16 protein-coding genes and 1 pseudogene are annotated in these 21,884 nt (G+C 59.5%); 4 read left to right on the top strand and 13 right to left on the bottom strand.

Annotation, left to right across the window (positions count from 1 at the left end):
• From exeE to ACTG1P_RS07115, 9 genes and pseudogenes are all read right to left on the bottom strand, one after another.
• The gene (gene exeE, locus ACTG1P_RS07155) at positions 1-1,506 is read right to left on the bottom strand and encodes a GspE family T2SS ATPase variant ExeE (protein WP_075115638.1); all 1,506 of its coding nucleotides are present in this window, start codon (positions 1,504-1,506) and stop codon (positions 1-3) included.
• Positions 1,506-3,543: pseudogene (exeD, locus tag ACTG1P_RS07150) on the bottom strand (GspD family T2SS secretin variant ExeD). The gene exeE and the pseudogene exeD overlap by 1 nt, the downstream one beginning before the upstream one ends.
• Before the next feature lie 21 nt (positions 3,544-3,564).
• The gene (exeC, locus tag ACTG1P_RS07145) at positions 3,565-4,404 is read right to left on the bottom strand and encodes a GspC family type II secretion system variant ExeC (protein ID WP_414627619.1); all 840 of its coding nucleotides are present in this window, start codon (positions 4,402-4,404) and stop codon (positions 3,565-3,567) included.
• A gap of 221 nt (positions 4,405-4,625) precedes the next feature.
• Entirely contained in the window at positions 4,626-5,321 is a 696-nt protein-coding gene (gene exeB / locus ACTG1P_RS07140) for a GspB family T2SS assembly factor variant ExeB (protein WP_323923973.1), read from the bottom strand.
• Positions 5,321-6,889 carry an ExeA family protein gene (locus ACTG1P_RS07135; protein WP_040065846.1) on the bottom strand — a complete coding sequence of 523 codons (1,569 nt, stop codon included), beginning with the start codon at positions 6,887-6,889 and terminating at the stop codon, positions 5,321-5,323. The genes exeB and ACTG1P_RS07135 overlap by 1 nt, the downstream gene beginning before the upstream one ends.
• A 327-nt stretch (positions 6,890-7,216) precedes the next feature.
• On the bottom strand, positions 7,217-8,662 hold the full coding sequence (locus ACTG1P_RS07130) for an HD domain-containing phosphohydrolase (protein ID WP_440000868.1): 1,446 nt from the start codon (positions 8,660-8,662) through the stop codon (positions 7,217-7,219).
• A 49-nt stretch (positions 8,663-8,711) separates the two neighbouring features.
• The gene (locus ACTG1P_RS07125) at positions 8,712-9,833 is read right to left on the bottom strand and encodes a beta-ketoacyl-ACP synthase III (protein ID WP_440000867.1); all 1,122 of its coding nucleotides are present in this window, start codon (positions 9,831-9,833) and stop codon (positions 8,712-8,714) included.
• Between the two features lie 54 nt (positions 9,834-9,887).
• Complete coding sequence (locus ACTG1P_RS07120) at positions 9,888-11,051, bottom strand: vWA domain-containing protein (protein WP_440000866.1); 1,164 nt, start codon at positions 11,049-11,051, stop codon at positions 9,888-9,890.
• A 3-nt stretch (positions 11,052-11,054) separates the two neighbouring features.
• Complete coding sequence (locus tag ACTG1P_RS07115; protein ID WP_013723987.1) at positions 11,055-11,897, bottom strand: AAA family ATPase; 843 nt, start codon at positions 11,895-11,897, stop codon at positions 11,055-11,057.
• Between the two features lie 159 nt (positions 11,898-12,056).
• Between ACTG1P_RS07115 and cysK the strand changes: the two genes are divergently transcribed.
• The 4 genes from cysK to crr all read left to right on the top strand — a co-directional run bounded on the left by cysK (position 12,057) and on the right by crr (position 16,049).
• The gene (gene cysK, locus ACTG1P_RS07110) at positions 12,057-13,025 is read left to right on the top strand and encodes a cysteine synthase A (RefSeq protein ID WP_440000865.1); all 969 of its coding nucleotides are present in this window, start codon (positions 12,057-12,059) and stop codon (positions 13,023-13,025) included.
• Positions 13,026-13,465: 440 nt separating this feature from the next.
• Positions 13,466-13,723 carry an HPr family phosphocarrier protein gene (locus tag ACTG1P_RS07105; RefSeq protein WP_005338266.1) on the top strand — a complete coding sequence of 86 codons (258 nt, stop codon included), beginning with the start codon at positions 13,466-13,468 and terminating at the stop codon, positions 13,721-13,723.
• A 46-nt stretch (positions 13,724-13,769) separates the two neighbouring features.
• The gene (gene ptsI, locus ACTG1P_RS07100; RefSeq protein WP_005350061.1) at positions 13,770-15,497 is read left to right on the top strand and encodes a phosphoenolpyruvate-protein phosphotransferase PtsI; all 1,728 of its coding nucleotides are present in this window, start codon (positions 13,770-13,772) and stop codon (positions 15,495-15,497) included.
• Positions 15,498-15,539: 42 nt separating this feature from the next.
• Positions 15,540-16,049 carry a PTS glucose transporter subunit IIA gene (gene crr / locus ACTG1P_RS07095; protein WP_005338264.1) on the top strand — a complete coding sequence of 170 codons (510 nt, stop codon included), beginning with the start codon at positions 15,540-15,542 and terminating at the stop codon, positions 16,047-16,049.
• Between the two features lie 98 nt (positions 16,050-16,147).
• Here the strand turns inward: crr and ACTG1P_RS07090 are convergent, their stop codons facing one another.
• The 4 genes from ACTG1P_RS07090 to mscK all read right to left on the bottom strand — a co-directional run bounded on the left by ACTG1P_RS07090 (position 16,148) and on the right by mscK (position 21,748).
• Positions 16,148-17,080, bottom strand: coding sequence for a GGDEF domain-containing protein (locus ACTG1P_RS07090; protein ID WP_440000864.1), 933 nt, complete (start codon positions 17,078-17,080; stop codon positions 16,148-16,150).
• Positions 17,081-17,403: 323 nt separating this feature from the next.
• On the bottom strand, positions 17,404-17,553 hold the full coding sequence (locus tag ACTG1P_RS07085) for a hypothetical protein (RefSeq protein ID WP_440000863.1): 150 nt from the start codon (positions 17,551-17,553) through the stop codon (positions 17,404-17,406).
• Positions 17,554-17,606: 53 nt separating this feature from the next.
• Positions 17,607-18,011, bottom strand: coding sequence for a hypothetical protein (locus ACTG1P_RS07080; protein ID WP_236368501.1), 405 nt, complete (start codon positions 18,009-18,011; stop codon positions 17,607-17,609).
• A 407-nt stretch (positions 18,012-18,418) separates the two neighbouring features.
• The gene (gene mscK / locus ACTG1P_RS07075; protein WP_440000862.1) at positions 18,419-21,748 is read right to left on the bottom strand and encodes a mechanosensitive channel MscK; all 3,330 of its coding nucleotides are present in this window, start codon (positions 21,746-21,748) and stop codon (positions 18,419-18,421) included.
• Positions 21,749-21,884 lie beyond the last annotated feature (136 nt).

The following is a 21,884-nucleotide window of genomic DNA, read 5'->3' as shown; positions in this document are numbered from 1 at the left end:
TCAATCTTCCCGGGTCACGCGCAGCACCTCTTCGAGGCTGGTTTGCCCCTTGAGGACCTTGTCGATGCCGTCACGGCGGATGCTGGGGGTGTGGCCGCGGATCAGCCGCTCGATGGCGAGCTCACCGCTGGCACTGTGAATGGCTTCACGCACCGCTTCGTCGATCACCACCAGCTCGTGGATGCCGGTCCGGCCACGGTAGCCGGTGTGGTTGCACAGCTCGCACCCGACCGGACGCCACACCTGCTGGTCGGGGGCCAGCTCGATGCCCATGGCGAGGCGCTCCTGCTCGGTGATGGGACGCGGGGCGCGGCAATCGGGGCAGAGGGTGCGCACCAGCCGCTGGGCCAGTACCGCCAAGAGCGACGAGGAGAGCAGGAAGGGCTCGATCCCCATGTCCCGCATGCGGGTGATGGCGCCGATGGCGGTGTTGGTGTGCAGGGTCGACATCACCAGGTGACCGGTCAGCGACGCCTGCACCGCAATCTGGGCGGTTTCCAGATCTCGAATTTCCCCCACCATCACCACATCCGGATCCTGACGCAAGATGGCGCGCAGGCCGCGGGCGAAGGTCATGTCCACCTTGGTGTTGACCTGGGTCTGGCCCACCCCTTCGAGGTCATATTCGATAGGGTCTTCCACCGTCAGGATGTTGCGATCCCGCGAGTTGATTTCAGACAGCGCCGCATAGAGGGTGGTGGATTTACCGGAACCGGTCGGGCCGGTGACCAGAATAATGCCGTGGGGCTTGCGAATAAGCTCGCTGATGATGGTGCGGTTGGCCGCGGTCATCCCCAGCTGCTTGAGCTCGAGGCGCACGTTGTTTTTGTCGAGCAGACGCAGTACCACCCGCTCGCCGTAGCTGGACGGCATGGTGGAGACCCGCACGTCGACGGCGCGGCCGCCGATACGCAACGAGATACGGCCATCCTGCGGTACCCGCTTCTCGGCGATATCCATTCGTGACATCACCTTGATCCGCGAGACCAGGAGCGATGCCAGCTTGCGATGGGGGCGCAGGATCTCCCGCAGTACCCCGTCGATGCGAAAACGAATCACCAGCGCCCGCTCGAAGGTCTCGATATGGATATCGGAGGCCTCCTCCTTGATCGCCTCGCTCAACATGGCGTTGATGAGGCGAATGATGGGGGCGTCGTCATCGGCATCCAGCAGATCTTCACTTTGCGGCAGCTCTTCGGCCAAGGCGAAGAAGTCCATCTCGTTGCCGAGATCTTCCATCAGCTGGCGCGCCTCGGAGGAGTCGCGCTGGTAGTGGGCCATCAGCAGCTCTTCGAAGGCTTCGTTATCGAGCTGCTCCACCGCGAAGCTGCAACCCGCGACCCGCCGCACCTCCAGCAGGGCCTGCGGGGTGACACCGGGGCGGCACTGCAGCACGGGGGCGCCCTCCCGCTCAATCAGGATCACCCCGAAATTGCGGGCAAAGACAAAGGGGAGCTCGGGCAGTGGCGCAGGCCCGGCGCTTCCATCCAGATGGTAGGCACTCATCAGGGCTTACTCTGCACAAACGGGGTGGTGGTCTCGACAGTGCTTTGCTGTCTGCTCCGCATCTCGTTGATCTGCTTCTGGATCTCTTTTTGCAGCTCGGGCGACACCATCACATCCTGGCCATAGGCAGGCAATACCTGACGGGCGGGGGAGGTGAGATACCCCTCCTGCGAGGCGGCATTGAGCTGCTCGGCGCGGAACAGGCTGTATTTGTTGCTGGAGACACCGGTATAGACATCCGCATCACGCAAGATGGTTGGCCGGATAAAGACCATCAGGTTGCGCTTGGAGGTGGTGTTGGAGGTGGAGCGGAACAGATAGCCCAGCACCGGAATATCGCCAAGCAAGGGCACCTTGGAGACCTGCTCCTTGGTCTGTTCGTCCATCAAACCGCCCAGCACCACGGTTTCGCCGCTTTTGACCAGTACCGCGTTCTTGACGGTACGGGTGTCGAAGGTGGGGCCAAGGTTGGCAGTGCCGGTCGCCTGGGTCTGGGCGACACTGGAGACCTCCTGCTCAATGTTGAGCAGCACCGAATCCCCTTCGTTGATTTGCGGCGTGACCACCAGCTTGGTGCCCACCGTCTTGCGCTCTATGGTGTTGAACACCTGATCGCTGGTGGTGGAGCTTTGCGAACCGCTCTGGACCGGGACCTCCTGACCGACGTTGAAGGAGGCCTCCTTGTTGTCCATGGTGACTACTCGGGGTGGAGAGAATATCGTTCTTGGTATTGGAGGCCAGCGCCGTGGCCAGCATGGCCCAGTCGCCGTGATAGAAACCGGCGGCCATGCCGTTGAACTCTTTCAGCAGATTGGCTGCGGTGTCGGTCTTGCCATCTTGGTAATCCTTACCGGCGGCGATCGCGCCACCGATAGGCAGACCTGAGTTGGTGAACTGGGTGCCGCCGCCGTTGGCATTGCCCCACTGGACGCCAAGGGTGAGGCCGTCGCCATCCTGCATCTCGACGATGATCGCCTCCACCAGCACCTGGGCGCGGCGGATATCGAGCTTGGCCACCACCTGCTCCAGTTCGGACATCACGTCCGGCTGGGCGGTGATGACCAGCGCATTGGTGGTCTCGTCGGCTGAGATGGCCAGCTTGCCACCGCCGATGCTGGCGCCACCTGTGGTTGCGCCGCCGCCCTTCTTGTCGGCCTCGATGCTGGAGCTGACGCCCTTGAGCACCTCGACCATGTCTTTGGCCTTGCCATATTTGAGGTAGAAGACCCGGGTGTTACCCTGGCTTTGCAGATCGCGGTCGAGCTGGCGCACCATCTGGATGATGCGGGCGCGCGCTTTCGGCTCACCACTCACCACCACAGAGTTGGTGCGCTCGTCGGCCACCACCTTGGGGGAGAGCAGCAGGGAGGCAGTGCCGCCCTGGGGGTTGCCATCCTTGTTGAGATTGGTTACCAGCCGCACCATTTCACCCGCCGAGGCAAACTTGAGCTTGATGATGTCCACATCCTGATCGCCTGCGCGGTCGACCCGGTTCACCACTTCCACCAAGCGGTTGACCACGGCGGCGCGGCCGGTGATCAGCAGCACATTGGAGGGCTCGTAGTGCACCACGTTGCCACCGCCGGCGTTGTCGTTGAGCTGGCGCAGCAGCGGCGCCAGTTCACGGACCGAGACGTTGCGCACCGGCACGACCCGGGTCACCATCTCGTCGCCCATGCCCGGGTTGCTACCATCCACCACCGGAATGGCGGAGGTCTTGGCATCCCGCGAACGCAGCACCTTGAGCACCCCGTTGTCCATCGGCACCACGGCAAAGCCGTAGACGTCGAGCACGCTCAGGAAGAACTGGTAGTACTGCTCCTCATTGAGCAGGTCGTAGCTGCGCACGTTGATCTTGCCGCGCACCGATGGCTCTATGATGATGGTTTTATTGAGGTTCTTGCCCACCGTATTGATGAACTCTTCAATGTCGGCGTTCTTGAAACTGGCAGAGTATTCGGTGGCCCAGGCTGAGCCCGCCATCATCAGTGCCGCTGCGATAGTGGCCAGACGCCAGCTTTTCCCTTTAGTGGTCATTATTGGTACGACTCCAAATCATTATTCTGACAAGCGCACATAGATGTCGAACTGTTCGCCCTGTCGCTCGACGGTCACTGTCATTTCCGTTGCGCCAGCCATCTGCTGCATCGCCTGCATGGCTTGCATGTTGTCCCGTAAATCCAGCCCGTTGATGCTGATGGCCAGGTCATTGGCCTGCAGCCCGCTCTGGTTGAAAAACTCAGGATTGCTGCCCGGATTGAGGCGATAACCGGTCATGCGGCCATCCACCTGAACCGGTGAAATATTGAGGTAATCGGTGATCTTGCCCGGATCGGCCATCAGCTCGCTGCGCAGGGAACCAAGGGGGGCTGTGTTGGTCTGCGGCAGCGGTTTGCCATACTCCTCGCCATCCAGCATCAGGGTCTCGTCGCGGCCATCCCGCTCGATGATCACCCGATCCGGATAGACTTGCCGGATCCGTGCCTGGGTGCCGTCAATCATGTCACCGACCCCATAGGAGTTCTGGATGCCGGACATGGCGATGATGGCGATGGATTTGGCGGGATCAGAGCTGGCCAGCACCCCGTTGAGCTGGGCATTGAGCTGGGTACGCGGCGCATTGGCAGCCACGGCGGCTTTGGCCTGTGCTTTGGGGATCGCCTTGCCAAACAGCGCCAGTCGGCTCACCTCGCCCAGTTCAAGGCGCGGGTTGCTCTGGCCGTTGACCGCCACGGCGGAGGGTTGCCACGGTTGGCTGGTTTGCGGGCTTGCCAGGGTGAGCAGACGCCAGGTGAGGGCGGCGCTCTGCTGGGCCAGCATGATCAGCAGCGCCAGAAAGGCCACCTGGGTGACTCTGGTCATGGGAAGCCGTCGGCACTGGGCCAGCAGCATGGTCAAGATGTCATCCCTGAATCGTAGCGTCATATTAATCAACAAATTCCAGGCTCTGGGGCGGCTGCGTATTGTGTACGGCCGGTGGCTGTGACACAACGGGTCCGGGCGCACCAAACCGTAAAAATGGATATTTCATCACACCGTAAACCTTTGAATGCTCACAAAAGTGGCACTCAGGTGAGGTGCATCCTGCTTGCCTGCGAACATCAGGGCTCGGTGCGTACTCACCCTCGCCAATCCTGCAGCGCCTTGAGGGTCACGCTCTGTCCGGCGACCTGCAGCACTATGTATTGCTGGTCGATGGTAGCGAGCACGACTCCCGGGGCGATTTCGCTCCCCTCCCGGTATTCCCGGCCATTGAGCACCACGGCCCGCTTGGCGGGGTTGGAGGAGAATACATGAGAGCCATAGCTCAATTGCGGTACCTGCTGGCGCACCGATTGGGGTGCCGAGCCCAGCGCCATCAACTGGGCCGGTTGCACGTTGTTCTGGCCGGTGGCGTGTGGCGTCTCCTGCAATGGGGTTTCATTGAGGGCTTTCATCAGCTGCTCGGCCAGACTCAGCGCGGGGGTATTCCCCTGACTGGTCCCCTCGTTTTTGGCCACTGCTCTGGGTTGTACCACCGGCTCCGGCAGGGGGGGCGGTAGTGGACGGGTCACCATCGCCTTGGGTTCGACCCGCACGAAGGGCGGAGTGATCACCTCTTTCACCTCCACCTTCTCCTCGATGGGGCGCAGGTGGATTAGATGCCAGCCATAGTTGGCGCCCGCCCCCAGCAGCAAGGCCAGGGGAGCCAGCAGCCAGCCGATGCGGCGTGGGCTGCGCTCCTCTTCCCGGGGCATGGGCAAGCCCATGGCCGGAATATGGGCGGAGAGTTGCGGTTGCTGCGCACGGCGCAGCGCCTTGAGCAGGGTAGACATCAGGAGGCCTCCTCCAATCTGGGCATGGGTTCACCGGAGAGGGCGTTGAGACGCAGCAGGGTGTTGCTGCCCGCGATGCCATCAGGGGTGAGCCCCTGATCTCGCTGGAACTGCTGCAGCTTGTTCTTGAGCTCGCCATCGAAACGGCGCACCTTGCGCTCGGGTTGTTGCAGCGCACGGCTCAAGGCGTTGTCGAGCCACTGGATCTGGGTCTGACCGGCATTGCTGGCGATCAGGCTGACGCCCCCTTTCGGCATGCGCCAGAGCAGGGTGTAGCTGCCGCCCCAGTTGTCGCTGAGCCACTGGCGATCCACCTGCCAGCTCTGGTCACCGATCATCAGGCTGGCCTTGTTCGGCCCCAGATTGACCAGGGTCGCATAGTAGAGGCCGCCAGTCTGGTCAGTGAGCGTGATCATGGCGGGATACTGCAGGGCGCGCAGCTCGTCGAGGCTTGCCTCTCCCTCCTGACAGCGCAGACCGGCACGGGGGGCATTGTCACAGGTTGCCTCGAACGGTTCCGGTTCATAACCCCAGACCCGATAGAGATTCTGCATGGCGCTGTCGGGGTCGATGGCCTGATTGATCGCCTCGGTCAGCTGCTCCTGCTGCTCGGCGGTCTCGTCGATGGTGACCGGCACCTCGACCTTGACCACCGGACGGGTGGGGAACACGCCGAAAAATTGCCAACCCCACCAGCCTGCGGCCACCAGCAGGGCGCCCGCCAGCGTCACCATCAGACCGGAGGCCCAGCTTCCTTCGTCCCGAACGCCATTGACCTCGAAGGCAGCCTGGCTGATATCGCTGTGGACAATCTTGTAGCTACCACGGGCGAAAGCGGCGATCAGGGCGCGATCGCAGATGAGGTTGATGAAACGGGGGATGCCGCCACTCAGGCGATGAAGCGTCTTGATGGCGCGAGGGGTGAAGATGGGTTGTACGCAGCCTGCAACTTGCAGCCGGAAGCGGACGTAGGCATCCACATCGCTGTGAGAGAGCGGCAGCAGGTGATAGCGGGCGGTAATGCGCTGGGCCAGCTGACGCAGCAGGGGTTGGCGCAGCATCTGTTGCAGCTCGGGCTGGCCGATCAGCACCACTTGCAGCAGTTTTCGTTCGTCGGTTTCGAGGTTGGTGAGCAGACGCAGCTGCTCCAGTACACCGGGTAGCAGGTGCTGCGCCTCATCCACCAGTACCACGCTGCGCTTGCCTGCCGCCAGGTTGGCCAGCAGGTGATCGCGAATAAGGTCGAACAGCCGCTTGATCCCGGCATCTTCGGGATAGGGGAGTTGAAACTCGTCGCAGATGGCAGCCAGCAAATCCCGTTCGGTCAGGGAGGGGTTGAGGATATAAGCGATCTCGGTTTCGGCGGGCAGCTGTTGCAGCAGGCAGCGGGAGACTGTGGTTTTGCCGGTGCCCACTTCGCCGGTCAGCAGCACAAAGCCGCCGCCATCCTGCAATCCATAGTTGAGATGAGCAAGGGCTTCGCCGTGGCGCTCGCTCATATAGAGGTACTTGGGATTGGGCGAGATGGAAAACGGGTGTTCCGAGAGGCCGAAGAACTGTGTGTACATGAGGGTATTCTTTTGTAGCCGGCGACAGATGAAAAATGTCTCCGGATGATAGCAAACCTCGCTTTCATTGGAAGCCATCATTGGCGCCGGAGGGCAAATTGCGGCCTTTTCCTGCCATCTTGTGATCCCGGTTGCGTCATTGGCACGAATCCGGATCACAAAATGACAAAAAATAGCTGTAAATAAAGGGAAATATCAATATGGGCGCGGCGTGGCAAAGGCCGTCAGCATGGCGCTGAATCGGCTATGGTCAGACCTGTTTGTGTACAATTTATGACGCCGGTTGCCCTGTCAGCCATCACGGCAAGCTGGTCGGGATGTGCTTGCTCAGTGGTGATCCTGAAACTGCGCGGCAATCTCCCTGAACTGTGCCTCGCAGGCGAGAAACGCCGCGACAATGCCGGGATCAAAATGGCTGCCGCTCCCCTTCACGATGATCTCCTTCGCTTCCTCATGGCTGAAAGCCGGTTTGTAGACCCGTTTCGAGATGAGCGCATCGTAGACATCCGCCACCGCCATCAAGCGCCCGGAGAGAGGAATGTCCTCACCCGCCAGCCCTGCCGGATAGCCGCTGCCATCCCACTTCTCGTGGTGGGTGAGGGAGATCTCCCGTGCCAGCCGCAAGAAGGAGTTGGAGCCCAGCTGCGCCTCGGCACTCGCCAGCGCATCGGCGCCGATCTGCGGATGACGCTTCATGATGGCGAACTCCTCGTCGGTCAGCTTGCCCGGTTTGAGCAGGATGGCATCGGGAATGCCCACCTTGCCCACATCGTGCAGAGGAGCCGACTTGAACAGCAGGTCGATGGTGGCGTCATCGAGCGGATAGCGATCCCAATCGCTGCGACTGAGGTATTGCGCCAGCGCCTTGACGTAGTGCTGGGTGCGAATGATATGGGCGCCAGTCTCGTTGTCCCGGGTCTCCGCCAGCGAGGCGAGGCCAAGGATGGCCACGTCGCGGGTCAGGTTGAGCTCGTCGCTGCGGGATTTCAGCTCACCGATCATCTGATTGGTGCTGGCGGCGATAAGGCCAAACTCGTCATCCCGGGTGACCGGCACCCGGGCGTCGAAGTCACCGCACTGCACTCTGGCCATGGTGCTGGTCTGCTGGCGCAGGGATAGGCCGAGATTGCGACCATAACCGTGAATAATGAGGGCGAGATAACAGAAGGTCACCGTCATCACGAAGGCGATCTCCCACAGGATGTAGTGCTGAGCATCGACCCTCGGCAGGCTGCGCTCCACCGTCACCAGCCACTCCAGATCCTTGTTGAACAGCAAGAAGAAGACGCCCCCCAGCAGGGTGAGGGTCGCCAGGGTAAAGAGGGTAAACTTGCGTGGCAGCGGCATGGCCAGCGGGTGGCTCAGTGCCAGGCTCTGCTCGGCTTGCCGTGCTCTGGCCCGATTCCAATCCCGCTCCAGGGTCAGATCGGCCGCCACCAGAAAGCCGAGGGTGGTCATCCCCAGGAGCACCTTGAGGTGACTCTCCAGCGGAAAGTCGTGGGCCAGTGCGTTGTAGCCCGAGAGCAGCAGCGCCCCCTGCAGGTAGAAACCCACCTCCAGGCCGAACCCGTTCAGCTCGTTGCGCGGCAGGGGCCGCCTTGAGAGCAGCCGGTTGCGCACGGCGAACATGATGGCGAACGTCACCAAGGTCGGCCCCAGCAACTGGGGCAGGGTGAGACTCTCGAGAAACGGGCAAACCTGCCAGCCATAGAGACAAAATAGTGACAGGGTTACCCCGTAGTGCAGGGCGCAGCGCCCCGTGATCCTCTGCATATTTCCACCCATGTTGCTGGTTATTGTTATGTCGGCGGGAGGCCCGCCATTACAGGCGCCGCAGCAGCAGGCTACCGATGGAGTAGCCAGCGCCAAAGGAGCACAGTACGCCGCGAGCCCCCGCAGGAAGGTCGCGATTGTACAGATGAAACGCGATGATGGAACCCGCCGAGCTGGTATTACCATAGCTATCAAGAATGACCGGCGCCTCCTGCTGGCTGGCATCGTGGCCGAGCAGTTTGCGGCCGATGAACTGGTTCATGGTGAGGTTGGCCTGATGGAGCCAGAGCCGGTTCAGGCTCTCGGCGGGCCAGCCCTGCTCATCGAGCTGGTTGGCAATCTGGTCGCACACCAGCGGCAACACCTCCTTGAACACCTTGCGCCCCCGCTGGCGAAACAGCTTGTCGTCACTGTAGCGGGTACGCGGGCTCAGCCGGTTCAGAAAGCCGAAGTTGTTGCGGATGTTGTTGGAGTATTGGGTCACCAGCTTGCTGGCTACCAGCTGCCACGGATTGGCCACCTTGCAATCGGCCTCCCGCTCCAGCAGCACTGCGGTGCAGGCATCGCCGAAGATAAAGTGACTATCACGATCGCGAAAATTGAGGTGCCCCGAGCAGATCTCCGGATTGACCACCAGCGCCACGTTGGCTGTGCCTGCCGCCAGCATGTCTGCTGCCGTCTTGATGCCGAAGGTGGCGGAGGAGCAGGCCACGTTCATGTCAAAGGCCATGCCGCTCGCCCCCAGATAGTGCTGCAGCTCGATGGCCAGTGCCGGATAGGGGCGCGGCATGTTGGAGGCGGCCACTATCACCAAATCGATCTCCCCCGGCTCGCGACCGGCGGCGATCAGCGCCTGCTCTGCGGCGGCTACTGCCATCTCCACCATGATGGAGGGCATCTCGTCGGGTCGCTCCGCCAGCAGCGGCTGCATGATGTCGGGGTTGAGCACCCCTTCGCGGCTCACCAGATAACGGCTCTTGATGCCGGACGCCTTCTCGATGAACTCGCAGCTGGAGTGCTGCTTGGCGGGGAGCTGGCCGGCGTCGATGGCGGAGGCGTTCTCCTCGTTGTAGAGATCCACATACTGGTTGAAGGCGGCCACCAGCTCTTCATTGCTGACGGCAAAGGGTGGGGTATAGAGGCCTGAGCCACTGATCACGATAGAGGTCATCTTTGCTCCTCGCCGGGTGCGTTCCCGGCTTGTCGGTTTATAGGGTAGAGAGGGTTACAGCTGGTCGATCGCCGCAGCGAGACCCGCCAGGGTCAGCGGATGCATCCGTCCACCAACCACGTCATTCATCAGTTTGATGGAGGGATGCCAGAGCCACTCCCGCCGCGGGGTGGGGTTGATCCACACCAGTTTGGGAAAGTGCTGCTGTAAGCGGGTAAGCCACACCTGACCCGACTCCTCGTTCCACTGCTCGACGCTGCCGCCGGGCCAGGTGATCTCGTAGGGGCCCATGGTGGCATCCCCCACCAGGATCACCCGGTAGTCGCTGCCGTAGGTGCGCAGTAGCCGCAGGGTATCGAACCGCTCCTCAAAACGGCGGGCGTTATCTTTCCAGACGAAGTCGTAGAGGCAGTTGTGAAAATAGAAGTACTCCAGATGCTTGAACTCGTGGCGTAGAGCCGAGAAGAGGCGCTGTACCTCGGCCACATGGGCATCCATGGAGCCTCCCACATCGAAGAAAACCAATAGTTTGACCCCGTTGTGGCGCTCGGGCCGCAGCTTCACATCGAGCCAGCCCTGGCGGGCAGAACTTTTTATTGTGTCGTCGAGATCCAGTTCGTCGGGATTACCTTTGCGCACCCAGCGTCTGAGCTTGCGCAATGCCAGCTGGATGGCGCGCTGGCCGAGCGGTGAGTCGTCGCTGAAGTTGCGATAGTGACGGGCTTCCCACACCTTGGCCGCCTTGCCGTGCTGCCCCTCTCCACCCATGCGAACGCCCTCAGGGTGAAAACCGCCGTGGCCAAACGGGCTGCTGCCACCAGTCCCCACCCATTTTCTGCCGCCGGCGTGGCGCTCTTTCTGCTCGTTCAGCCGCTGGTTAAGGGTTTCAAGCAGCTTGTCGAGTCCGCCGAGGGATTTGAGCAACGCCTTCTCCTCTGGGCTCAACAGCCGTTCGAACTCCTTGCGCAGCCACTCCTCGGGCAGGCTCTCCGGCAGCAGGGGGATGGCTTCCAGTCCCTCGTAGTATTCGGCGAAGGCGCGATCGAAGCGATCGTAGTGGGCCTCGTCTTTTACCAGCAGACAGCGGGAGAGCTGGTAGAACTCGTCCATATCGACAGCGACCAGTCGGGCCGCCAGTGCGGCGTGCAAGTCCAGCAGCTCGCGCAGGCTGCAGGGGAGCTTGTGGCGGCGCAGGTGGGTAAAAAAGTCGATCAGCATGGGTCAGCTGCCGCGCCGGGCCAAAAAGGCGAGCTTCTCGAAGAGATGCAGGTCCTGCTCGGTCTTGAGCAGGGCGCCATATAGCGCGGGCACCAGCTTGCCGGGCTCGCGGGCGCGCATCGCCTCGGGGGCGATATCGTCGGCCAAGAGCAGGCGGATCCAGTCCAAGAGTTCCGAGGTGGAGGGCTTCTTGCGCAGCCCCTCTACCTCGCGTAGCTCGAAGAAGAGGTCCATCGCTTCACCGAGCAGGCTCTCCTTGAGGTCGGGGTAGTGGAGTTTGACGATGGCCTGCATCTCGGCCTTGTCGGGGAAGCGGATGTAGTGGAAGAAACAGCGGCGCAGGAAGGCATCCGGCAGCTCTTTTTCGTTGTTGGAGGTGATGATGACCACCGGACGCTGGCGCGCCTTGACTCGCTCGCCGGTCTCGTAGACATCGAACTCCATCCGATCCAGCTCCAGCAGCAGATCGTTGGGGAATTCGATGTCGGCTTTGTCGATCTCGTCGATCAGCAGCACAGGTCGCTGCTCGGCGCTGAAGGCCTGCCACAACTTGCCTTTACGAATGTAGTGGCTGATATCGGCCACTCTGGGGTCGCCGAGCTGGGAGTCGCGTAGCCGGGCCACCGCATCATATTCGTAGAGCCCCTGCTGGGCCTTGGTGGTGGACTTGATATGCCAGGCAATCAGGTCTGTGCCGAGATGGTCGGCGACCGCTTCCGCCAGTACCGTCTTGCCGGTGCCTGGCTCACCTTTGATCAGCAGCGGTTTTTCGAGGGTGATGGCGGCATTGACCGCCATCTTCAATGCATCGGAGGCGAGATACTGGCTGCTTCCTGAAAATCCCATAACGTCGGTTCCTTTGACGATTGGCGCCCGGAGTCAGGGGCCAGAGAGAATAAGTTCTATATGTTGTAATACCATATGGTTATAACGAATAGTCACTTCTCATTCAGAAACCACAGGGTAATCTTGTTTCATCGTCGTAACAAACACAGGGATAGCACCATGAGCAAAATTTTTGAGGACAACAGCCAGACTATCGGTCACACCCCGCTGGTTCGTCTCAACCGTGTTACCAAAGGCCGCGTGCTGGCCAAGATCGAGAGCCGTAACCCCAGCTTCAGCGTCAAGTGCCGGATCGGTGCCAACCTGATCTGGGATGCCGAGAAGCGCGGCATCCTGACCAAGGGTAAGGAGATCATCGAGCCCACCAGCGGCAACACGGGTATTGCTCTGGCCTTTGTCGCGGCAGCTCGCGGCTATCCCATCACCCTGACCATGCCAGCCACCATGAGTCTGGAGCGCCGCAAGCTGCTCAAGGCACTCGGTGCCAATCTGGTGCTGACCGAAGGGCCCCTCGGCATGAAGGGGGCCATTGCCAAGGCCAACGAGATCCTCGAATCCGAGCCGGGCAAGTATGTGTTGCTGCAACAGTTTGAAAACCCGGCCAACCCGGAGATCCACGAAAAGACCACAGGCCCCGAGATTTGGGATGCCACTGACGGCGAAGTGGATGTGTTCGTGGCCGGGGTCGGTACCGGCGGCACCATTACCGGGGTCTCCCGCTATCTGAAGCAGACTAAAGGCAAGGCGGTGGTCTCTGTCGCGGTCGAACCGGCCGAGTCGCCGGTCATCAGTCAGAAGTTGGCCGGGGAAGAGATCAAACCGGGTCCCCACAAGATCCAGGGGATCGGCGCCGGCTTTATCCCGGGCAACCTCGACCTCTCCCTCATCGATCGGGTGGAGAAGGTGACCAGTGACGAAGCCATCGAAATGGCCCGCCTTCTGATGGAGGAAGAGGGGATCCTGGCCGGTATCAGCTCCGGTGCTGCGGTGGTGGCTGCCAGCCGTCTGGCCGATCTGCCGGAATTTGCGGGTAAAACCATTGTGGTCATCCTGCCGAGCGCGGCGGAGCGTTACCTCTCCAGCGCCCTGTTTGCCGGGGTGTTCAGCGAGCAGGAACTGCAGCAGTAACTGATCGGAATCTTTCAAAACAGCGGCGCTCCCAGGAGCGCCGCTTCTTTATGGGCTAGACTCAACCCCTGTTAGTGTCACTTGATCCTTATTTTTTGGGGTAAAATAACAAGTTCCGGAGTGAGAAAAAAAGCAGACATTCCGCTCTAAATCTCATATCCTGTGCGGCGTCACGCGGTGTTTGCTGGCTGGGTATCACAAAGTAACAAAGTGTTATTTTTCGTTATAAAATAATTTCAGGCCAGTCCTGATGCGGCTTGTAGCCCAATAACTGAAAATTGCCAACCAGCGCGCCGATTACTGCACAGAAACTTGACCTGGATTAAACCATTGCGGGTCTGCTTTCGTTACTTTACAACATATCCATACTGACACGGTGGGTCAGGTTGCTTCAAAAACGACCAATCCACCAAAAAATATCAATAATATGGGGTGAAACCATGTACGAGAAGTCTGTTGTTATTACTGCTGAAAACGGCCTGCACACCCGTCCGGCAGCTCAGTTCGTGAAAGAAGCCAAAGAATTCCAAAGCGAGATCACTGTGGTCTCCGGTGGCAAGTCCGCCAGCGCCAAGAGCCTGTTCAAGCTGCAGACCCTGGGCCTGACCAAGGGTACCAACGTAACTATCCAGGCTGATGGTCCGGATGCTCAGCAAGCTGTTGAGAAGCTGGTTGCCCTGATGGACGAGCTGGAGTAATCCAGCTTTAGATTCCTCCCCCACAGTCGTTTTAATAGGAAGGATTATGATATCTGGCATTCTTGCGTCCCCCGGTATCGCATTCGGTAAGGCGCTTCTTCTTAAAGAAGATGAAATCGTTATCAATCAGGGCAAAATCTCTGCTGATCAGATTGATGCCGAGATCAACCGTTTCCTCGAAGCTCGTACCAAGTCAGCTGCCCAGCTGGAAGCCATCAAAGAGATGGCCGGTCGTACCTTCGGTGAGGAAAAAGAGGCCATCTTCGAAGGCCACATCATGCTGCTCGAAGATGAGGAGCTGGAAGGGGATATCAAATCCTTCATCAAAGACAACAAGGCTTCCGCTGACAAAGCCATCTATGAGGTGATCGAACAGTACGCCAAGATGATGGCCGAGCTGGATGACCCTTATCTGCGCGAACGCGCTACCGACTTCCGTGACATCGGTACCCGTCTGGTCAAGAACGTACTGGGCATCGCCGTTGTCAACCTGAGCACCATCGACGAAGAGGTGATCTTGGTCGCCAAAGACCTGACCCCGTCTGAAACCGCTCAGATCAACCTGAAATATGTGCTGGGTTTTGTCACCGATATCGGTGGCCGTACCTCTCACACTTCCATCATGGCCCGCTCTCTGGAGCTGCCGGCCGTGGTAGGCACCAACGACATCACCGAGCGCGTCAAGAATGGTGACATGCTGGTGCTGGATGCGATCAACAACCAGATCATCATCAATCCGACTGCTGAACAGCTGACCGAAGCCAAGAAGTTCCAGGCTCAGTTCCAGGCCGAGAAAGATGAGCTGGCCAAGCTGAAAGATCTGCCTGCCATCACGCTGGATGGTCACCAGGTCGAAGTGTGCGCCAACATCGGTACCGTCAAGGATACCGAAGGTGCCATCCGCAATGGCGCCGAAGGCGTGGGTCTGTACCGTACCGAGTTCCTGTTCATGGACCGTGACGCGCTGCCGACCGAAGAAGAGCAGTTCAAAGCCTACAAAGAAGTGGCCGAAGCGATGCCGGATCAGCCGATCATCGTGCGTACCATGGACATTGGCGGCGACAAAGAGCTGCCGTACATGAATTTCCCGAAAGAGATGAACCCCTTCCTGGGCTGGCGTGCCGTGCGTATTTTCTTCGACCGCGAAGACATCATGCACGCTCAGCTGCGGGCCATTCTGCGTGCGTCTGCCTTCGGCAAACTGCGCATCATGTTCCCGATGATCATCTCTGTCGAAGAGTTTCGTAGCCTGAAAGCTACCGTAGAGACGCTGAAAGCCGAACTGCGTGCCGAAGGCAAAGCCTTTGATGAATCCATCGAAGTGGGTATCATGATCGAGACCCCGGCCGCTGCCGTGATGGCTCATCATCTGGCCAAGGAAGTGGATTTCTTCAGTATCGGTACCAACGACCTGACCCAGTACACTCTGGCTGTCGATCGTGGTAACGAGATGATCTCCGCCATGTACAACCCGCTGTCACCCTCCGTCCTGACCCTGATCAAGATGGTTATCGATGCGTCCCACGCCGAAGGCAAGTGGACCGGTATGTGTGGTGAACTGGCTGGTGACGAGCGCGCTACCCTGCTGCTGCTGGGTATGGGTCTGGATGAGTTCTCCATGAGCGCCATCTCTGTACCGCGTATCAAGAAGCTTATCCGCAACACCAACTTCGAAGATGTGAAGGCAATGGCTGATCAAGCACTGAGCTTTGCCACCGCTGCTGAAATCGAAGCGTGCGTAGATAACTTTATTAAGCAGAAAGCAGTCTGCTAAGATCGGCTGCAAACAGCGACAAATCATCTCTAGGAGCTTTATATGGGTCTGTTTGATAAACTGAAGAAACTGGTTTCCGACGATAGCTCTGACACCGGCGGCATCGAAATCTTTGCTCCGCTGTCTGGCGAAATCGTGCCGATCGAAGATGTGCCTGACGTTGTCTTCGCCGAGAAGATCGTTGGTGACGGTATCGCCATCAAGCCGGCTGGCAACAAGATGGTTGCGCCGTGCGATGGTACCATCGGCAAGATTTTCGAGACCAACCACGCGTTCTCTCTGGAATCCGACTCCGGTATCGAGCTGTTCGTTCACTTCGGTATCGACACCGTTGAACTGAAAGGTGAAGGCTTCAAGCGTATCGCTCAGGAAGGTCAACAGGTCAAGCGTGGCGACACCATCATCGAGTTCGATCTGGCCGTTCTGGAAGCGAAAGCCAAGTCTACCCTGACTCCGGTTGTCATCTCCAACATGGACGAGATCAAAGAGCTGATCAAAATGACTGGTGCCGTGACTGTGGGCGAGACCCCGGTTATCCGTATCAAGAAGTAATGCCCGGCTGGCTCACGCCAGTTGCGCAGTAAAAAACCGAAGCCTTGTGCTTCGGTTTTTTTATGGCCGCGAGTCGGCTTTCCATTCTGGTTACCACTCTATTCCGTCGAGATGACAACCCGGTTACGGCCCTGATCCTTGGCCTGATAAAGGGCCCGGTCTGCCATCATCAGCAGATAGTCGATGCCCTCCTGTCCCTTCATGCTGGCACACCCCAGACTGATGGTGAGGGATAGCTGCTTCCCCTGCCATGGCAAGCGGGTGGTACTGACATGCTGGCGCAGCTGTTCGGCGCGCCGTGCCGCCTGTTCAATATCGCAACCAGGCAGGATCAGCAGGAACTCCTCTCCACCCCAACGGGCCAGACTCTCTCCCGGCAACAGCAGGCTCGCCATGGCGTGGGCGACGGCGCAGAGCGCGGCATCACCCGCAGGGTGGCCGTAGCGGTCATTGACCTGTTTGAAATGGTCGATATCTCCCAGCACCACCGAGAGGGGCTCACCTTGCAACCAAAGGGCCTGCAACTGTTGCTGGGCGCCACGCCGGTTGGTCAGTTCGGTTAGCGGATCGGTGCAGGATAGGCGGCTCACCTCCTCCACCATGCATTGCAGGTCGTGGATATCGCGAAAGGTGACGATATGGCCATCCGGGATGGCATCGGCTCCCAGCTGGGCAGTGACGATAAACCAGCGCGACTGACCGCTCTTGCAGCGGATCAGCGCAGGCATCTCGGCGACCTCTAGCCCTTGCGACAAGCTCTGTTCCACCTGGGAGTGCCAGGAGTCGATGATGGTGCGGCGATACCCTTCATCCGGGTAGGCGACCTGAAACCAGGAGGCCATGTCCGGCAGATCGTCAAGGCTGTAGCCCAGTTGCTCAATGAAGGCTTTATTCAGGAAGCGGTGGCGCCGCTGCGGGATCATGTCGGGTGAGCAGTCATCGTGACGGGCAATGGATTCTGACACCAGAATAGGCAGCGGGATCACATCGAAGGAGCGAAACAGGATCTGTTGCAGTTCTCGGTCATTCATAGGAAAAGCGGCTCCACGATGCATCTTTTACATGCTTTACCATAGGTCAGACCTGTTTGGTGGTAAACCGATTTATAGCGGTTCCTCCGCCGGTTTTTCAGCCAATGGCAAACGCGAAAAAGAGTCGGTGTGGCTTGCTGCGACGGTGCCGGGTGAAAGCTGGTTGGGCAGGGGGGGGAGGGGCAATAAGATCAAAAAAGCCCACATGGTCAGGCACCTGTGGGTCGGGAAAAACCAGACAGGGTAAAACAGACACTTCCTGTGTCGGTCATCTTCAGCTCAGGTGGAGGAGATCCATCTGCTGGAGCTTTTCGGGCTGGTGGTCACCAAATCTTCACGCGCTCGGAAGGTGGCAGATAAAGCGTATCTTCCGGTTTGATGGCAAAGGCGTGGCAGAACGCAGGCATGTCATCCGGTATCCGTGTCTGGGCCAGCGCAATGAGGCTGGCGATCATGCTGCGTTGCTGTTTCATCGTGAGTGTCCTGTATGGGGAGGCTGTGGTGATTGGCTGTAACCGCTGGCCAATCAGCTGCGAACGACCGAGAGGAAGCGACCGTCGTGATTGAAGGTGCAGGTAAAGTCGACAGCATCATCGTCGGTCTCGTACTGGCCATAGACCTTGTATCTGTGGCCACTCTCTTCTGCCGACTCGGTGGTGATATCGCGCGGGGAGACATGGAATTTGCTGGCTGCTTCCCCCGAGCAGTAACGGGGCATCTTGCTGGTGGCCATATGCTGGTCATCGCTATCGTCATGCTGGCCATCATGCTCGTGTTTGTTATCGCTGTGCTTTTTCCCGGCGTAATAGCCAGCGGCGCCGATGGCCCCCAGCGCAGCTGCACCTATCAGGACTTTCTTGGTATCCATATTCTGGCAGCCACTCAATGCAAGACAGGCGGCTATTCCCATTACCATCAAGGAGTGTTTCATCTCTCGGATCCTTTCAATTATCAAATGAGCAAGTCGATGTCAGCCGGGTGGTGGTCACAGGGCCCGGCACTGGAATGGCGCCACTTTGCAATGGTCAGGATGAAGAGGACACTCAAATAAAATTAAAAAAAGTTATAAAAGTCCGGGAGCCGGAGCGAGCGCGGTATGGGGTAAGTGGTGAGGGGAGAAGAGCATGGGGTTGATCCAAGTAGTCAGTTGCTTGGTGACTTAAGTTATTGTTTTTATGGTTTTATTTCTCTTTATATTTTATCAAGGGTGATGGCTGCCTGTTGTGCGGCGGCCAGCCATGCTGGCAATGGGGAACTGTCTCTATCGCCATAAACTGGCATAAAAAAGCCGCTCACCTGGGTGAGCGGCTGTTGCTATCAGATTAATGCAGTTCGCTATCAGGCTGGCTGCTTGCCATCTTCCGCGGGCGGCGGCAGAGCGGCGGAGTTGGACTCCACCTTCTGCTCTTCGCCCTGCATGTTCTTGATGTAGACATCCATCTGGTTGAAGGCGATCTCGATGCCGTTCTCGCGGAACAGCTGGTCTATCTTGCGGTTCAACTCGTCCACCGCCGGGTTGCGATCCCCCAGTTCGCTCACGAAGAAGCGCAGCTCGTGATCCAGGGTGCTGGCGCCAAAGGTGAGGAAGTAGACGATGGGGGCCGGATCTTTCAGTACCCGACTGTTTTCGTCGGCCGCCTGTTTGAGCAGGGTGCGGGTCAGTTCCAGATCCGAGCCATACGCCACGCCCACCCGTACGATCACCCGGGTGACGGTGTCACTCAGCGACCAGTTGATGAGCCGTTCTGTCATCAGTTGCTGGTTGGGGATGATCACCTCTTTGCGGTCGAAGTCGGTCAGGGTGGTGGCGCGAATGCGGATCCGCGAGACGGTACCGGAGAAGGAGCCGATGGTGACGGTGTCACCGATCCGCACCGGACGCTCGAACAGGATGATGATGCCGGAGACGAAGTTGGAGAGGATCTCCTTCATGCCGAAACCGATACCGACTGACAGACCACCAGCAACCCACTGCAGCTTGTCCCACTGCACGCCCATCATGGAGAGAGCGGTCAGGGAGCCAAAGCCGATCAGCACGTAGTTGAGCATGGTGGTGATGGCGTAGGCGGTACCCTGAGCCAGGTTGAGCTTGGAGAGCACCAGCACCTCCAGCAAGCCCGGCAGGTTGCGCGCCAGTGACCATGCACCGCCGAGCAGCAGGAAGCCGATCAGCACGTCACTCAGGCTGATGGGGAAGAGCACGGCGTTGGCGCCGGTGCCTTCACTGCGGTGCCACAGCACCATGCTGTCGAGGTAAGAGAATACCGCGACCAGATCGGACCAGAGCCAGTAGAAGGCGACGCCGAAGATCAGCATCAGCACGGTACGGGTCAGACGCAGGGACTGCTGGCTGACATCCTCCAGATCCATGGGCTGCTCTTCGATGGACTCGCCACCTTCCGCATCTTCCGAAGATTTGTGCTCACGCTTGGCCACCGCACGGCGGTAGGCCAGACGACGGGCTGCCAGCTCCAGGCCACGCAGGGCGGTGCGGTAGACCAGGCTCCAGATGATGATGAGGTAGAAGGATTCGATCAGGCGACCGGTCAGCTTCAGCGCGGTGTAGTAGTAACCGAGCACGGCCAGCACGATCAGCGCCACCGGCGCCAGCGCCAGAGCGATGGCGATCAGCGACTTCTGCATGCTCGCCTCGCCCTTGATGCGGGCGCGGGAGATGGGGAACACCAGATAGGCGGCCAGCCCCAGCAGGGTCAGGGTCATGGCCTGGCCGATCACGTCGTTGCCCAAGGTGGAGGGTTCAACTACCGCCTTGGTCGCGAGCATGATGAGCGGCAGCAGTGGCAACCAGATGTAGCGCATGCTGTTGCGCTTGGCCTGCAGCTCCGCTTTCGGGATCCGGAAGTGGGTCTCGGCGATGCCGCCCGGGCGCATCACGGCCAGATAGACGCTGAACACCAGATAACCGAGGGCGAGGTTCAGGGTGATCTGGAACATCAGCTTGGGACTGAGCAGACCGCAGTAGGTCAGCAGCAGACCGCCAGCCAGAATGAACATGCTGCCCGGCAGGCGTTGCAGCACGGTATAGAGCAGGGCGCGCGGGGTGTGCCACTGGCTGTCCTGACGGAAACGGCCAAGGTCCTTGGTGATCTTCTTCTCGCGCTCAACCAGCGCCGGACGCTTCCAGACCAGCAGGCCGCCGATCAGCAGCAGCGGGAAGGCGAGCAGGGAGATCCCCAGCAGCTCTTCGCGCCAGCGTTTCCAGTCCGGTTTCAATACCCAGTCGGAGGCCTGTTTATAGGCCTGGGCGGGCCAGCTGATAAACCACTTGCTGTCGATGGGCTTGTTGCTGCTTACCCAGAAGATGTGTTGCTGCAGGGTAAATTCGATAGAGGCATAGACCCGCGCCAGTTGTTGCTGGGTCAGCTGCAGGCTGATGGCGTTGGTGAGCTGGCTGTCGAGTTGGCGGTTGAGCTGATCGAGCAGATTGATGCGGGTATCGAGCAGCTTGGCAAGGCTCTCCTTGTCCTCCTCGGTCACCGGATCCTTGCTGCCGGCGATCAGATTGTCCAGATAGAGGTTCTTCTGGAACAGCTGGTCACGCTGCTGGCTCAGTTCAAACTGGGCCAGATGCAGGTCGGCAATCTGCTCTTCCAGGTTTTTGACGGCGATGGTGGGTGCCGCTTCCAGCTGCTGATAGAGCTGATAGAGGATGCGCGACAGCAGCAGATTGCCCTTGAGCATCTGCACCTGTTCATTGAGGTTGCGTTCGGTCTGGATGCCGCGCTCCAGCCAGCTCTTGGCTTGCAGGTTTTTCTGGACCAGCGAGTTGAGGCTGGTGGTGGCACCGATCAGCTGCTGGCTGAGCTGGTGGTTGAGTTCCTGCTCTTTTTGCACCAGCGGGCTGTCTTCGGTCGCCACCAGTTCACCGGTCTGCTCGGCGGTTTTTTCGGTGTCGCCGAGGCGCTTGGCGCTGCTCTGATCCTGCAACAGCTGCAGTTTCTGCTCTTCGCTGGCGAGACGGGCACTCTGGTAGTCGCGCTGCTTGATCGCCAGATCCTGCATGCTGGTACGGTTATCCAGCTCCTTTTGCAGGTGGGCCAGTTGCAGGTCGAGCAGGGCCAGCTCGGCACCGAGCTTCATCTTCTCGGCGCTGGAGACGCTTTCACCGGCGTTGAGGCGGGTACGGATCTCCTGACTGCGCTGGTAGGCACGGCTCATGCTGGCCTGGGCCCGCTCCGGCAGGGTCTGCAAGCTGGTGAGCTGGCTGCCGATGGCGCCGAGGGCCTCCTGGGCCGCCTGCATGTTGGCCAGCACTTCCGGCTGACGGCTGTCGAGCTCCGCCAGACTCATGCTGGCGTATTCGCTCTTGATCTGCTCGGCACTCTTGCCCTTGGTCAGGGCATCGAGCTTGGCGCTGATCTCTCTGAGTTCGGTGGGCAGGTTGCGGATCCGCTGGGCCTGGGTCTTGGCCTTGGCCTCTTCCTTGTCGATGCTGTCGAGCAGGGCGAGGGTTTCGGTCAGCAACTTCTGATCCGCTTGCTGACTGACGGTCAGGGTCTCTGATTTACCCAGACCATCCAGCGCTCGCTGAACTGCGTTGCGAGAGGGGACATCTTGCGCCATGGCTTGCGGGACGCAGAGGCTGGCGAGGAGACAGAGCAGCGGCAACAGGGTGGCCGAGACTCTTTTAAAACGTATTGAGGGCATATAACTTCCGGGTTATTACGCGATATTCGGGAGATTTCCCGCATAGATTAAATTCGCGTGGATTCTAACACCGGGCTTGTCAGGTAAGCAGGGGGGAGGGACAAAAAAAACGGCGCCCGCAGGCGCCGTTTTCAAC

Origin of the sequence: Aeromonas sp. 11P (genome assembly GCF_051920165.1) — a bacterium.
GTDB lineage: Bacteria > Pseudomonadota > Gammaproteobacteria > Enterobacterales > Aeromonadaceae > Aeromonas > Aeromonas veronii.
Note: the sequence above shows the minus strand (reverse complement) of the source record. Positions and strands in the feature narration are given on the sequence as shown.